We start from the raw sequence: 13793 nt of genomic DNA, 5'->3' as shown, positions 1-13793 counted from the left end.
TCCGACTCACCTTTGGTCAGATTGACGCTGTCACAGGCTCCGTGAAAAAACAAAGGATTTTTTCACGAACGCTGGTCAGCCACGAAAGACATCATCAAGCATCTTGCGGAACGCGTCTGCGTCAGCCTTCTGAAATGCGTCCGGCTGATCGCTATCAATATCGAACACACCGATCAGCGCACCATCACACCCCCAAACAGGCAGCACCAATTCGGACCGAGTGGAACTGGCACAGGCGATATGGTCCGGAAATGCATCCACATCCGGTATAAGCTGCGACTGGCCGGTGCGCGCCGCCGCGCCGCACACACCACGCGAAAACGGAATGACAAGGCACCCGTGACCGCCCTGATAAGGGCCGATCTTCATCAGCTCTGGCGCGACGACACGGTAAAAGCCGGTCCAGTCAAAGCGGTCGTCACTGTGATGCACTTCACAGGCAACCGTCGCCATGAGTGCGACTTCGTCTGTTTCACCGGCCACCAAGGCCATGATACGCTTGTGCAAATCATCGTGGTCCAACGTGCTCCGGACCTGATCCGGGGCCTCTGCCATTGTCATGCTCAAACCCTTTCGATCGCGATGGCAGTGCCCTCGCCGCCACCGATACATATCGCTGCCACGCCGCGACGCAGCCCGCGGGTTTCAAGTGCATGAAGCAGTGTCACGATGATACGCGCACCGGACGCACCAATGGGATGACCCAACGCACAAGCCCCACCGTTCACATTCATCTTTTCGCGCGGCACACCCATTTCACGCATAAAGGCCATGGGGACGACGGCAAATGCTTCGTTCACTTCCCACAGATCGACATCGCTGACAGACCATCCGATCTTCGCCAGCAGCTTTTGTGCTGCCGGCACGGGTGCCGTCGTGAACCATCCCGGCGCTTGCGCGTGGGATGCATGGCCCCGGATTACCGCGCGCCCCGGACTGCCCGCTGCCAGCACCAGTGCCGCAGCACCATCCGAGATCGAAGATGCATTCGCTGCCGTGACTGTCCCGTCCTTGCGAAAGGCCGGTTTCAAATGCGGGATCTTGTCAGGGCGTGCTTTCGCAGGTTGTTCGTCTGCCGCGACAGTGATCTCGCCTTTGCGGCTGGTCAAGGTGACGGCTGCGATTTCTGCATCGAACCCACCGCTGTCCTGCGCGGCCAATGCGTTCGAAAGCGAGCCCAGCGCATATTCATCCTGATCCTTCCGGCTGAACTGGTATTTCTCGGCACAATCTTCGGCAAAGGTGCCCATCAGACGCCCCTTGTCATAGGCATCCTCCAATCCGTCAAGAAACATGGAATCCATCACTTGCTGGTGGCCGATCCGCGCACCGGCCCGCATCTTGGGCATAAGGTACGGGGCATTCGTCATGCTTTCCATGCCGCCTGCGACCATCACATCGGCATGACCAAGGGCAATCTGGTCAAAAGCCATCATCGCCGCTTTCATGCCTGATCCGCACATCTTGTTCAGGGTCGTCGCAGGAACGTTCTCTCCCAGTCCGGCGGCAAAACCTGCCTGACGGGCGGGGGCCTGGCCTTGGCCAGCGGGCAGGACACAACCCATCAACAATTCGTCGACAAGTGTTTGATCCCCAAGCGCTGCCTTGATCGCGACACCGCCAAGTGTCGCGGCATCCAGCTCTGCGAAATCACCCTGAAACCCGCCCATCGGGGTGCGGGCGGCACCCGTTATCACGACATCACGCATGACGAATTCCTCTGTTGCGAAAGCAGCGTCAGCCTAAGCCAGGGGACAAAAACTGGAAAGCCCACAAATCACCACAATCGCGCCTCTAGCGCGCCGCACGGTTTGATCAAAGCTTCTCATGTAGCTGCATAGCTTCACCCGACGACGCGCAGTAATAGCCCCCACCCAGTTGTGCGTCGTCGGGACTCCATTGCACCCCCGACGTGATGATCTAAGTTCCCTGCCAACGCAGGAGGACTACATGCGCGATTTCAACTTCCCCGGCCGTTCGCCAGTACTGGCCACCAACGGCATGTGCGCCACTTCGCACCCGCTCGCAGCCAAAGTCGCCGTGCAGATGCTCGAAGCGGGCGGAAACGCCGTGGACGCTGCAATCGCCGGGGCTGTGCTGCTCGGGATTTGCGAACCGCAGATGACCGGAATCGGCGGTGATTGCTTTGTTTTACTGACACCGCCGGGCGAAGACCGTGTCGTCGCGCTGAACGGATCAGGCCGCGCGCCTGCCGCCCTGTCCGCAGCCACCTTGCGCGATCAGGGGCACAAGACCGTGCCGCTATACGATCCTGCGGCCGTTACCATTCCCGGTGCAGTTGACGCGTTCTGCCTGCTGTCAAAGGACTTCGGCAAGCTTGGGCTGGCCGCATCACTCGCACCATCGATTTACTACGCAGAAAACGGCGTACCCGTGGCGCCACGCGTGGCAGCGGACTGGGCGCAGGACTATGAAAAACTGCAAGGGCGGGCGCGTGAGACCTATCTGGTCGACGGCAAAGTGCCCAATCCGGGCCAGATATTTGCTGCGCCCCAACAGGCAAAGGTGTTGCGCCGGATCAGTCTTGACGGGCGCGCCGGTTTCTACGAGGGCGAAGTCGCCGAGGACATGGTGAATAGCCTGAACGCCCTTGGCGGCAATCACACGCTTGATGATTTCGCAGCCTGCGCGGCCGAATACACCGCGCCCGTGACCGGCAGCTATAACGGCCTCGACCTCTATGAACATCCGCCGAACGGCCAAGGCGCGACAGCGATCCTGATCCTCAACATGCTCAAACATTTTGACATCGCCGGCATGGACCCACTTGGCGCTGAACGGCTGCACATTGAGGCCGAGGCGACCAAACTGGCCTATGACGCGCGCAATCGGATGCTGGGTGATCTGGACCATATGGACAGGCTGGATCATATGCTGTCACTGGATACAGCGGCGAAACTGGCCGCCCTGATAAACCCGAACAAAGCCTTGCCGGCTGGATTGCCAGGGTCCGAAGCCGTCCACAAAGACACGATTTATATCACTGTCGTGGATCGGGACCGCATGTGCGTTTCCCTGATCTATTCGATCTTCCACGGCTTCGGGTCGGGCATCGCGTCAGACAAGTTCGGCATTCTGTTTCAGAACCGGGGCGCAGGCTTCACGCTGAAAGAAGGCCACACGAACGAAGCCGCAGGCGGCAAGCGCCCGATGCACACGATCATTCCGGCCATGCTGAAAAAGAACAGCGAACCCTTGATGCCGTTCGGTGTGATGGGTGGGCAGTATCAATCAACCGGTCATGCGCGTTTTCTGACAAACGTCACGGACTTCGGCATGTCTCCGCAGGAAGCCATCGACGCACCGCGCGCCTTTGCAGAAGGCGACGAACTGCGAGTCGAGGCAGGGTATGGCGATGACGTCCGCGCCACGCTCGCCGACATGGGACACAAGGTTGTACCACCGCCGACACCAATCGGGGGCGCACAGGCTATCCTGCTGCATGACAATGGCGTGCTCGAAGGCGGATCCGACCCGCGCAAGGACGGCTGCGCGCTGGGTTACTAGTGGCTGAGAATCGCCCCGTTGTGTCTGCTGGGTCAACGCAACTTACCTTGATATGGCGTGTTTCTCTCACAGCCTTTGGTTGAATTTGTCCACGAGAGAAGAACATAAAGTGCAAAGGTCGCGTTTGACCGCGCGATAAAGGCCAATTAGCCAGTCTATGTTTTGCCTCACCCCGGGGGAATACGCAGCGTAAATTCCGTATGGCTTTCTTCGGAGGTCACATCGAGGCTGCCGCCATGCGCTTTGGCAATTTCTGATGCGATATAAAGACCCAATCCCAATCCCTCTCGGTCTTCGTGGTTGGTACTGCGGACAAACGGATCGAATAACCGTTCCATCGCTGAAGCCGAGATTGGGGGGCCGAAATTCCTCACACTGAGTTCAAAGACATTTCCGCCAGAAAGCCCGGCCTTTACATGGATGGGTTGGGTTGGATCACCGTATGTAATCGCATTGCCAAGCAAATTGGATAGGAGCTGCCCAACTCGGGGCACATCGCATGCGACCTTGTCAGTGTTTGAAATGCGCAACTTAATGTCACGATCGGTATGGGCAGCACGCAATTCAGACACGACCTGCCGTATTTCATTTTCCAAAGATTGTTCGTCGGAAATGTGCAAATCGATGCCACCGCCCAAACGATTACGGGCAAAGTCGAGCACATTGTCGATCAGAAGTGACATGCGCCGAACGCTGCCGTTGGTTAACCTGACGATGCGTTCGCTCTTTTTGCTGAGTGGTTCGCGCGAAAGGATGTTCATCGCAGAAGCGATAGATGCCAAAGGGTTGCGCAAGTCGTGCCCGAGGATTGCAATAAACTGCTCTCGCAACTCACCTTCTTTTTGGGATGAAGACAGGCGCGTTTCAGCTTCGGCACGGGCCTTTGCGAGGTCTTTTTCAAAAGCACGTCTTGCACCCGCCAGAAGGAAAGCAAAGCTGGTCACGCGGTTCTCTTCAGCACCGCTGACCTCTGCACTGAGCAAGACAGGCAGTTTCTCTCCTTCTCTGGTCACAAGATCAATGCTTGCGCCATCGACTTGGCCCTTGAGAGACAGAAGCGGCACGATACTGGTTTCAAAGACTATCCTGCTGGCCTTGGAAAACAGATGCATCAAATGCGTCCCGTGTAACTCGGTTGCAGATTTACCCAACCATTCACACAGCCGTTCATTCGCCGAAAGAATGACTCCAAGGTGATCTACGGAGAGCAAGCCGCAAGGTGCGTTCGTCAGCATGACGTCTCCTTCAGTCCGCACTTCAGTATCGGACATCAGAGGAAATTGCGAATAGCGGAGATAACTTCGTTCGGCGCGGTCAAATTGGGACAATGGCCGGAGGCGTTGAGCATGATAAGTTTGCTACCCGCAATCTTGTCTCGCACATAGGCACCCACATGTTCGGACGCGATAACATCGTCCTTGCATTGAAGTATCAGAGTTTTCGCAGTGACTTTTGGCAAATCAGCGCGGTTATCAGATGTAAAGGTCGCGCGGGCAAACGCTGTCGCAATGTCCGGATCAAGCCTGCAAATACTTTCAGCCAGTTCTTGACTATGTTCGGGCTGGTCCGGATTTCCGACAATTAGCGGAGCCATCGACGCTGACCACGCAAGCGGATTCTCCTCCAACGCGGCAAGAAGGTCATTGATATCATCTGCGCTAAAGCCGCCTTCGTAGCCGTCATCATCAATATAGCGTGGCGACGGACCCACCATGACCAAGGTTGTAAACATGTCTGGGCGTTCGACATTTGCCAACGCACCAATCATCGCGCTGACAGAATGACCAACAAAGATACCTTCCCTGATGCCAAGTTCCTCACCGATCTCGACAACGTCAGCGGCATAGCCCTCCAAGCTGGCGTACTTTTCGGGATCATACGCGCGACTGTCAGAACCGCCGGATCCAACGTGATCGAACGCGACAACTTCGAAAGTGTCCTCGAAATGCGGAGCGACATGCCGCCACATCGATAGATCGCATCCAAACCCATGGGCGAACATCATCGAGCGAGCACCTGAGCCAGAGACCCTGACATTGTGTCGTGCGACTGCACTCATGTTCTATCCCGCCATCGCAAAAAATCTGCGGTAGTTATAAGGTACGTCAGGTGAATTCCAAGCGCTGCTTTTTCTGGCGGTTCAAAAAAGCCGGCGGGGTTCGCCGAACAAATCATTCGAACGAAGCACTGCGCGCGACGCAATTGACAGGAAAAGGGCATTTACCCTTTCGCTACGGGTCAATTCCCAAAGCCAGATCGCTTAATTCAATTGAACCTGCAACGGATAATGCCCGTCTTCAAAAGGGCCGAAAATGTCATCGACATCCGGATGCTCGACCGGCTGGCCAGAATAATCCGCGACAAGGTTCTGTTCGGACACATAAGCCACGTAATAGCTTTGATCATTCTCCGCGAGGAGATGATAGAACGGCTGGTCTTTCTTGGGACGGCTATCCTCGGGAATTGCCTCGTACCAAGCTTCCGTGTTGGAAAACATGGCGTCCACGTCAAAGACAACACCCCGAAACGGATGCTTCCGGTGACGGACAATTTGCCCAAGGTGATATTTTGCGCGCGTCTTAAACATGGCCACTTGTCCCCCACACGCTTATTAGACGTCACGGCGGGGCCGAGTCCACGCCCTAAGGCTCAAAAATAAGGAAACAGTCTGTGAACCTGGCCCTGACAGTGATGAATATCACCGCCCCTGTGTTTCTTTTGGCGGCGATTGGTTTCGTCTGGGTCCGGGTCGGATTCGAATATCGGGTCGAATTCGTAACACGGCTTGCAATGACGCTTTCGGTGCCCTGCCTGATCTTTATGTCGCTCATGAAGACCGAGATCGACCCGCAGGCCCTCGCCACGATCTCCTTAGCGTCTTTGGCGGCCTATGCCATTGTGATGATGGTATTTTTTGTCATCGTCAAAATCGGACGGCTCGACACACAAACCTACTTGGCACCGCTCATCTTCGGGAACACAGGCAATCTTGGCCTTCCGCTTGCACTGTTTGCATTCGGTGACGTGGGTCTTGGCTATGCGGTGGTTGTATTCGCGGTGATGGCGATGCTGTCGTTCACAATCGGGATCTGGATGGTTGCCGGAGCCGGCAGTTTTACGCGCATCCTCAAAGAGCCGCTGGTCGGTGCAACCCTGCTTGGTGCGCTTTTTCTTTGGCAGGGTTGGGAAACGCCGCTGTTCCTGTCAAATACGCTGGATCTGATCGGGCAAATCGCCATTCCTGTCATGCTGATCACGCTGGGGGTCGCCGTGGCACGACTTGAGACAAAGGCAATCGGGCAGGCAATTGTACTGTCGGTTGCCAAAGTCGCGATCTGTGTCGCCGCCGCCTACGGTGCTGCGATTTATTTTTCGCTGGAACCTGTCGCTGCGGGTGTTCTGATCGTGCAAGTTGCAACTCCGGTCGCCGTCACATCCTATCTTCTAGCGGAAAAATACGGTGCTGACGCCAAGCCGGTCGCGGGTCTTGTAGTCGTGTCCACCCTCCTTTCTGTGGTCACGCTTCCGCTGATCCTGTCATTTGTGATCGCTTAAGCATTTCGCGATTCAATTCCCTGCGCTATACTGCGACAAAACGATAAAAATAAACGTGAGAGGCAGATGAGCAGACTCATTCTCGCTATGACCCTGATGGTGGCCCTTGGCAGTTGCGCCGCGCGCTATGGCGATGCACCGCGCAATCTGGACAACGCCTGTTCCATCGTGAACGAACGCCCGTCCTACCTACGGGCGTTTCGCGCTGCGGAACGCAAGTATGGTGTCCCGATTCCAACGCTGATGGCGATGATCTATCAGGAAAGCAAATTCATCTCTGATAACCGCCCACCGCATCGCTATGCACTGGGTGTGATCCCCATCGGGCGGCAGTCATCGGCGCTCGGCTATTCGCAGGCGCTGGACGGCACCTGGGCCGAATACGTGCGTGACGTGGGCGGACGCCGCGCGGATCGGACAAAGATCGAAGACGCTACCGATTTTATGGGCTGGTATATGGTGCAGACGGTTTCGGAAACCGGTGTGCCACTCAACGACACGCGCAACCAGTATCTGGCCTATCATGACGGGCGCTCGGGCTATCTGCGCGGCACCTGGCGGTCAAAAAGCTGGCTGATCCGGATCGCGGGCGAAGTTGATGCGCGTGCGGATATGTATGGCGCACAACTGCGGTCCTGCGGCAAGATCTAAGGCAAATCACAGCAAAACAGTTGTATTTGAGACCGCCAGCGGCAAAGCTACTGGCGTGTTCAAAAGTACAGGGGTGTGTGATGACGTTTGAATCAATGACAGTCGCGATGCTGTTTTCGACCCCCTTAATTCGATGGCAGGTGCCTGACTTTGCCACCCTGAATCCCACCCTGCTCAAAGAAGGCCACAAGATGCGTAGCCAGACCGAGGGCGTTACGAAATCGAACCAGGGTGGCTGGCATTCGTCAGGAAACATTTTCGCAAGCGACACCGAATGTTTTCAACAACTATTGTCCAGCGTGCGCGACGCCGTCTATGCAGCCACATCCCGTATGAGCGATGAAGTCGATACAAAAACGCTGCGCATGAAGCTGTCGGGCTGGATGAACATCAATCCGCAAGGCAGCTATAACGCCCCGCACACCCACCCCGGTGCGCATTGGTCGGGCGTTTACTACGTCGCCCAGCCAGAAGTCGAAGAAGGCATGTCAGGGATGATCGAATTTCTTGACCCGCGTTCTGACCTGCCAAACTGGCGAATGCTGAAATCAGTCGCCTTCCAGCAAAAGTTCAAGATCAGACCGCAACCGGGGGATCTGATCCTGTTTCCATCCTTTCTCGTGCACTGGGTTTTTCCCAACGAGGCCGATTCCGAACGGGTCTCGATCGCGTTCAATGCCACGTTCGAAGACCCGGACGGCTAAGGATCAGTTGTTCCAGTTGCGCATTTCGCGCTGGATGTTGAACTTGATGTCGCCGATGCTGCCACCTGCGACCATGTCGTTCAGAATTACGGTTGTCTGGCTACCGACATCATCGGTCACGATCCACTGACGCAGCTCCACCGGATTGGCCGTAAAGACCATCTGGATATTGCCGTACTGCGGGTTGTCGGGATCCTGCGCTGTGATCGTCGTCGTCGTGCCGTCGGACGTGTGGCCGGTGACCATCCGTGCGCGGCCCAGATCGACGTTACGCTCTAGAATGATCTTGAGCGGTGTCTGGTTCAGCGGATACCGGTCCGGTCCGGTGTTGGAGCGGGCATCAAAGATCGCAACCTGACCACCGCCTGCCATGACAAGCGACTGTTCAGGTGGGTTGTATTCAAACCGGATGCGGCCAGGACGCTTGATGTAGATCTGGCCAGTCGACAGTGTCCCGTCGCCGTTGATCTGGGTGAAGCCGCCTTGCGCCGTCTGCAACTGGTTCAGATAGTTGGACACCTGTGACAGTGACAGCTGTTGCGCCGAAGCCGGTGCTGCGATCGTCGCAAACGCCAACGCGGCAGCACCTTTCAGAAATGTACGTTTTGTATTCATGGCCGTTATTTAAGTCCTTTGATCACAGATTGCACCTTACATGCCTGTGAAAACATCATCACAGCGTCGTTCGTTAAGCGATAACATGCGCATGTCAGCCCCTAACGGGCGGCCATCCGCAATGTCATATCAATCATTCGTGCGGAAAAGCCCCATTCGTTGTCATACCAGCCAAAGACGCGATGCTGGTGATCCGACGCCGACATGGTTTCGGGTGTCGCGACGATCAACGACTCGGACCTTTTGCGCAAGTCCATGGAAACAAGCGGTTTATCCGTGGTCCCAATGATGTGCCTGTCGGCGGCACCGATCAGGGCATTCAGCGTTTGCGGATCTGTCGCATCGCGTGTGGTAAAGGTCAGATCGATGCAAGACACGCTGGCCGTCGGGACACGGACGGCAGCCCCGGTGATGTGGTCCTTCAGATGCGGCAGGACTTCGGTGACCAGATGTGTGGCGCTCGTGGTCGTCGGCACCATCGACAACGCTCCCGCACGGCTGCGTGCAAGGCTTTCGCGTGGCGCGTCAGTCATCGGTTGGCTCGAAGTATAGCAATGGATTGTCGTCATATGCGCCGCTGTCAGCCCTAGACTTGCATCCAGATACCGCACGATCGGCGCAAGGGCATTCGTTGTGCAGGACGCGTTTGAAATCAGATGATGATCCTGCATCTGATCGTCATTCGCACCCATCACGACGGTCGCATCGGCGATAGTCGAAGGCCCCGACAGCAGCACATTGCGGGCACCTGCTTTCAGCCCGCGTTCGGCACTTTCGCGGGTCTTGGCGCGGCCCGTGCATTCCAGCACGACATCAATGCCGGACAGATCGAGCGTGGAAATATCCGCCACATGGGTAAAGCGAACCTTCCGCGATCCGATCCGCAACCCACCGTCCGTTTCCGTGACCTCTTCGGGATAGACGCCAAACACGCTGTCATAGGCAAACAGGTAGCCACAGGTTTCCAGCGGCGCGATATCGTTGATCAGGACGATCTCAATAGGCTGATTGCCCACCAGAAGCTGGCGCAATATCGTGCGCCCGATACGCCCGAACCCGTTGATTGCAATGCGAATTGGTGTGGTCATGTCGCCCATCTAGAGCCGGCCGTCTTAGGATGGCAAGGCAAACTTGTACCAATCGTTGCGTCTTACATTTGGGGCACTTTTTCATTTCGCGCCGCTAACGTCGCGATCTGTGCGATCCGTTTGACGCGCGTTGGCCCTGTTTTCGCCTGTTTCAACCACCGCAGCATGTTGCGCCGGCTTGAGGGCGAGAAATTCGTAAAATGGACATCGGCAGGTGCGTACGCCTGCAACGCAGCCAAAAGGTCATCGGGCACGATCAGCGCATCCACATCAGCCATCTCATCCCATTTGCCCAATTCCTTGGAATGGGCAATTGCGGCTTCACCGGCTGGATGCATCCGGCCTTCGGCCCTCAACCGTGCGACCCTGTCTTTGTAGGTCTGGGCCCAGGTCTGCTCTTTACGCGGACTGATCAGCTGCATCGTGCGGGCGTCATCCAGCTTGCGCCGGATACCGTCAATCCAGCCGAAACACAGCAATTCATCCAACACCGCAAAACGGTCAAGGTATTTGTCCGGCTCAGACTTTTTGAAGGTCACCAGCCAGACGCTTTCCATCTGGGCGTGATGATCAAGCAGCCAGCGGTGCAACGCATCCCCGCTGGTCACTTCAACTTGCGCGAAATTCTCAGTCCTGATCATGCCCCATACCTAGGGCCGATTGGCGTATTTCAAACCCGCTTGGGCTAGTGATGCTGTTCCGGCACCAGAATTTCCCGCTTCCCGACGTGGTTGGCAGAAGACACAACGCCCTCGTCTTCCATCTGCTCTACCAGGCGGGCCGCCTTGTTATAGCCGATGGCCAGTTTGCGCTGGATATAGCTGGTTGAGCATTTGCGATCCTTGATCACAATGGCCACGGCCGTGTCATACAGCGCGTTCTCGCTGTCCGACCCGTCCCCAAGGCCAAGCACCAGATCAATGCTGGATTCCTGATCGTCTGGCGGGCCTTCAACCACACCGGACATGTATTCAGGCGGACCAAAGGACTTGAGGTAATTCACGATTTCCTCGACTTCTTCATCAGAACAGAACGGCCCGTGGACGCGGGTGATCTTTGACCCACCAGCCATATAAAGCATGTCACCCATGCCCAGCAGCTGTTCGGCCCCCATCTCGCCAAGGATCGTGCGGCTGTCGATCTTAGAAGTCACCTGAAACGAAATCCGGGTCGGGAAGTTCGCTTTGATCGTGCCGGTAATGACGTCGACAGAGGGGCGCTGCGTGGCCATAATCAGGTGAATGCCCGACGCACGGGCCATTTGGGCAAGGCGCTGGATACAGGCTTCGATCTCTTTGCCAGCAACCATCATCAGGTCGGCCATCTCATCCACAACGACGACGATATAAGGCAGGACTTCCGGCGTGAATTCATCCGTCTCAAAGATCGGATCACCGGTTTCATCGTCAAAGCCGGTCTGCACGGTACGGCTGAACATCTCGTCCTTGGCCAGCGCCTCTTTGACGCGCCCGTTATAGCCGTCGATATTGCGCACGCCCATTTTGGACATCTTGCGATAACGTTCCTCCATCTCGCCCACGACCCATTTCAGGGCGACAACCGCCTTCTTTGGGTCTGTAACAACGGGGGACAGCAGGTGCGGAATGCCGTCGTAGACGGACAGTTCCAGCATCTTGGGGTCGATCATGATCATCCTGCATTCTTCGGGAGACAGCTTGTAAAGCAGTGACAGGATCATGGTGTTGATCGCGACAGACTTACCCGAACCAGTGGTCCCTGCGATCAAGAGGTGGGGCATCTTTGCAAGGTTTGCGATGATCGGCTCGCCACCAATGTCCTTGCCCAGTGCGAGGGGCAGTTTCTGGTTGCCGTCACCATAATCGCGGTGGGACAGGATTTCGCGCAAAACCACTTTTTCGCGGTTTTCGTTGGGCAGTTCGATCCCGATGACCGACCGTCCGGGCACGGTAGACACGCGTGCGGACAGGGCCGACATCGACCTTGCAATGTCATCGGCCAGACCAATCACGCGTGATGCTTTCAACCCGGGTGCAGGTTCCAGTTCGTACATTGTGACGACCGGACCAGGGCGCACAGAGACGATTTCGCCTTTGACACCATAGTCGTCCAGAACGCTTTCCAGCATCCGCGCGTTTTCTTCCAGCGCCTCGTCGGACAGATGATGGCGCTGCACCTCGACCGGGTTGGTCAAAAGGTTCAGCGGCGGGTTTTCGTAACCGGGGTATTTGTCTTCGAATTGCAACGCGGGTTGTGCTTCGGCCTTTGCCTGTTTGCTTGGTGCGGCTTTTGGCGTGGGATGAACGACCTTGGCGGTTGCCTTTTCGCTGGTGTCAAATAGCGGTTCTGCAACCAGCGGCTTTTCTGGTACGGGCGGCAGGGTCGAACGCATGTAGACCGGTGCTGCGGCGGGCGTATCAGGCGTAGTGTCATCAAGGATCTCAGCCTCGTCCTCGGCAGCGACCATTTCCTGCATGGGTGCTTCGGCATCGGCGTTGCGCACATCAAGCACAAGTGGCGTCGGGCCGCGACCGGCTGTCAAACGTGGCTCTACACGGGGCGTGCTAAGGTTCGGGGCCGATTTCCCGCCTGCACGGTTCCGGATGGCGTCCGTGATACGCGCGCTGATGCGGTTTTCATCAGGCGCATCAATGTCAGGCATGGCCGTTTCGGGCACCAGTTCGGGCTGCGGCTCGTGACGTTTCAACAGGCCGGCCAGCAGGCCTTTTTGCTGTGGTTCGGCCTGACGGGCAGGTGCCACCAGTTCCGGTTCAGGTTGCGAGGCATGTGTCAAAGGTGGCATCTTGCGCCCGGCAAGCTGCTCTGACGTCGGCATCACCGGGTTCGAGCGGACAACCTGCGCCGCGCGCGCTTTCATATCTGGTTGCGGGATGGCACGTTCAGCGGCCTGATGTTCAGCCCATTCGTTTGCGATGGCCGCCTTGCGAGCCTGTCGTTCTTCCCGCCGCGCGGCAATGGTTTGGGTCGCACCGCTCGCGGCACGCGCAGACACAGCAGCACCGCGGCCAATCATACCAAGCAGCAGCGAATAAAGCATCACGGTGCCAAGAAGCACAAATCGCAGACCGGTCTTCAGTTCGGGTTTTGTAAAACCAACAGCGAAGGCCAGCAAAAACAGGGTGAATGCACCCAGAACAAGCGACAGCGCCTTGATCGCAAAAGTCGACCCGATCACAGGTGCCAAAAGGTTCAATACCACGCCAAGCACGGTATCACCCAACATCCCGCCAAGCCCAAAATTGGGCAGCCACGCAACGCCGGGGGTCAGCGTTGCAGCATAAAGGGACGCAAGGGCAAGCGCGATGGGGGTATAGATGATCCGACCGATGGCGCGCTCTTCACCCATATGGCCAACGAAACGCACGCCCCAGGCGATCAGTACGACGGGCAGCACCCAGATTCCTTTGCCAACGATCATCATGATCGGGGCGGCGGTCGAGGCACCGAAACGGCCAAGCCAGTTCTGCACAGGAGCATCCGTAGCAGAAATCCACGACGGATCGTTTGCAGAATAGCTATAGACCATCATCGCAACCAGCACGCCCACAACGCCAAGCGCAAAACCCAGCAGTTCCTTGCTGCGTTTTTCAAGCGCTGCCTGTGTTTCGCTGTCAAGAAGCGGGTCGCGCCCACGAGACTGATAGATCGCCAT

The 13793-nt window shown here is 56.8% G+C and carries 13 protein-coding genes; 4 read left to right on the top strand and 9 right to left on the bottom strand.

The window, feature by feature from the left end:
• Positions 1-75: 75 nt before the first annotated feature.
• Together BMY44_RS16735 and BMY44_RS16730 are read right to left on the bottom strand one after the other, a co-directional pair.
• Entirely contained in the window at positions 76-561 is a 486-nt protein-coding gene (locus tag BMY44_RS16735; RefSeq protein ID WP_242650586.1) for a GAF domain-containing protein, read from the bottom strand.
• Between the two features lie 2 nt (positions 562-563).
• The gene (locus BMY44_RS16730) at positions 564-1709 is read right to left on the bottom strand and encodes a thiolase family protein (protein ID WP_089997027.1); all 1146 of its coding nucleotides are present in this window, start codon (positions 1707-1709) and stop codon (positions 564-566) included.
• A 241-nt stretch (positions 1710-1950) separates the two neighbouring features.
• Here BMY44_RS16730 and BMY44_RS16725 point away from each other — a divergent pair, with 241 nt between their 5' ends.
• The gene (locus BMY44_RS16725) at positions 1951-3528 is read left to right on the top strand and encodes a gamma-glutamyltransferase family protein (protein ID WP_089997026.1); all 1578 of its coding nucleotides are present in this window, start codon (positions 1951-1953) and stop codon (positions 3526-3528) included.
• 167 nt (positions 3529-3695) lie between these two features.
• Here the strand turns inward: BMY44_RS16725 and BMY44_RS16720 are convergent, their stop codons facing one another.
• The 3 genes from BMY44_RS16720 to hspQ all read right to left on the bottom strand — a co-directional run bounded on the left by BMY44_RS16720 (position 3696) and on the right by hspQ (position 6115).
• Entirely contained in the window at positions 3696-4763 is a 1068-nt protein-coding gene (locus tag BMY44_RS16720; RefSeq protein ID WP_207510572.1) for a PAS domain-containing sensor histidine kinase, read from the bottom strand.
• A gap of 35 nt (positions 4764-4798) precedes the next feature.
• Complete coding sequence (locus BMY44_RS16715; RefSeq protein WP_207510570.1) at positions 4799-5533, bottom strand: alpha/beta fold hydrolase; 735 nt, start codon at positions 5531-5533, stop codon at positions 4799-4801.
• A 255-nt stretch (positions 5534-5788) separates the two neighbouring features.
• Positions 5789-6115: a heat shock protein HspQ gene (hspQ, locus tag BMY44_RS16710; RefSeq protein WP_089997023.1), complete on the bottom strand. Its 327-nt coding sequence runs from the start codon at positions 6113-6115 to the stop codon at positions 5789-5791.
• A gap of 83 nt (positions 6116-6198) precedes the next feature.
• On the opposite strand from hspQ, the gene BMY44_RS16705 reads away from it, so the two are divergent.
• The 3 genes from BMY44_RS16705 (at position 6199) to BMY44_RS16695 (ending at position 8438) form a co-directional block, all read left to right on the top strand.
• Positions 6199-7083, top strand: a complete 885-nt coding sequence (locus BMY44_RS16705) for an AEC family transporter (protein ID WP_089997022.1) — start codon at positions 6199-6201, stop codon at positions 7081-7083.
• 66 nt (positions 7084-7149) lie between these two features.
• Positions 7150-7734 carry a transglycosylase SLT domain-containing protein gene (locus BMY44_RS16700; RefSeq protein ID WP_089997021.1) on the top strand — a complete coding sequence of 195 codons (585 nt, stop codon included), beginning with the start codon at positions 7150-7152 and terminating at the stop codon, positions 7732-7734.
• Between the two features lie 80 nt (positions 7735-7814).
• Positions 7815-8438, top strand: coding sequence for a TIGR02466 family protein (locus tag BMY44_RS16695; RefSeq protein ID WP_089997020.1), 624 nt, complete (start codon positions 7815-7817; stop codon positions 8436-8438).
• Positions 8439-8441: 3 nt separating this feature from the next.
• Here the strand turns inward: BMY44_RS16695 and BMY44_RS16690 are convergent, their stop codons facing one another.
• From BMY44_RS16690 to BMY44_RS16675, 4 genes are all read right to left on the bottom strand, one after another.
• Positions 8442-9053 (bottom strand): LolA family protein, encoded by a 612-nt coding sequence (locus BMY44_RS16690; protein ID WP_089997019.1) that lies wholly within the window; start codon positions 9051-9053, stop codon positions 8442-8444.
• Positions 9054-9154: 101 nt separating this feature from the next.
• Positions 9155-10141 (bottom strand): type I glyceraldehyde-3-phosphate dehydrogenase, encoded by a 987-nt coding sequence (locus BMY44_RS16685; protein ID WP_089997230.1) that lies wholly within the window; start codon positions 10139-10141, stop codon positions 9155-9157.
• Between the two features lie 62 nt (positions 10142-10203).
• Positions 10204-10782: a YdeI/OmpD-associated family protein gene (locus tag BMY44_RS16680; RefSeq protein ID WP_089997018.1), complete on the bottom strand. Its 579-nt coding sequence runs from the start codon at positions 10780-10782 to the stop codon at positions 10204-10206.
• A gap of 44 nt (positions 10783-10826) precedes the next feature.
• Positions 10827-13793 carry a DNA translocase FtsK gene (locus BMY44_RS16675; RefSeq protein ID WP_089997017.1) on the bottom strand — a complete coding sequence of 989 codons (2967 nt, stop codon included), beginning with the start codon at positions 13791-13793 and terminating at the stop codon, positions 10827-10829.

Origin of the sequence: Cognatiyoonia koreensis (assembly GCF_900109295.1) — a bacterium.
Classification (GTDB): Bacteria; Pseudomonadota; Alphaproteobacteria; order Rhodobacterales; family Rhodobacteraceae; genus Cognatiyoonia; species Cognatiyoonia koreensis.
Note: the sequence above shows the minus strand (reverse complement) of the source record. Positions and strands in the feature narration are given on the sequence as shown.

Bases quoted from the DNA above. Each gene is read 5' to 3' on its own strand.
- BMY44_RS16735 (WP_242650586.1), bottom strand. From the start codon at position 561: ATGACAATGGCAGAGGCCCCGGATCAGGTCCGGAGCACGTTGGACCAC.
- BMY44_RS16730 (WP_089997027.1), bottom strand. From the start codon at position 1,709: ATGCGTGATGTCGTGATAACGGGTGCCGCCCGCACCCCGATGGGCGGG.
- BMY44_RS16725 (WP_089997026.1), top strand. From the start codon at position 1,951: ATGCGCGATTTCAACTTCCCCGGCCGTTCGCCAGTACTGGCCACCAAC.
- BMY44_RS16720 (WP_207510572.1), bottom strand. From the start codon at position 4,763: ATGCTGACGAACGCACCTTGCGGCTTGCTCTCCGTAGATCACCTTGGA.
- BMY44_RS16715 (WP_207510570.1), bottom strand. From the start codon at position 5,533: ATGATGTTCGCCCATGGGTTTGGATGCGATCTATCGATGTGGCGGCAT.
- hspQ (WP_089997023.1), bottom strand. From the start codon at position 6,115: ATGTTTAAGACGCGCGCAAAATATCACCTTGGGCAAATTGTCCGTCAC.
- BMY44_RS16700 (WP_089997021.1), top strand. From the start codon at position 7,150: ATGAGCAGACTCATTCTCGCTATGACCCTGATGGTGGCCCTTGGCAGT.
- BMY44_RS16695 (WP_089997020.1), top strand. From the start codon at position 7,815: ATGACGTTTGAATCAATGACAGTCGCGATGCTGTTTTCGACCCCCTTA.
- BMY44_RS16690 (WP_089997019.1), bottom strand. From the start codon at position 9,053: ATGAATACAAAACGTACATTTCTGAAAGGTGCTGCCGCGTTGGCGTTT.
- BMY44_RS16685 (WP_089997230.1), bottom strand. From the start codon at position 10,141: ATGACCACACCAATTCGCATTGCAATCAACGGGTTCGGGCGTATCGGG.
- BMY44_RS16680 (WP_089997018.1), bottom strand. From the start codon at position 10,782: ATGATCAGGACTGAGAATTTCGCGCAAGTTGAAGTGACCAGCGGGGAT.
- BMY44_RS16675 (WP_089997017.1), bottom strand. From the start codon at position 13,793: ATGGCGATCTATCAGTCTCGTGGGCGCGACCCGCTTCTTGACAGCGAA.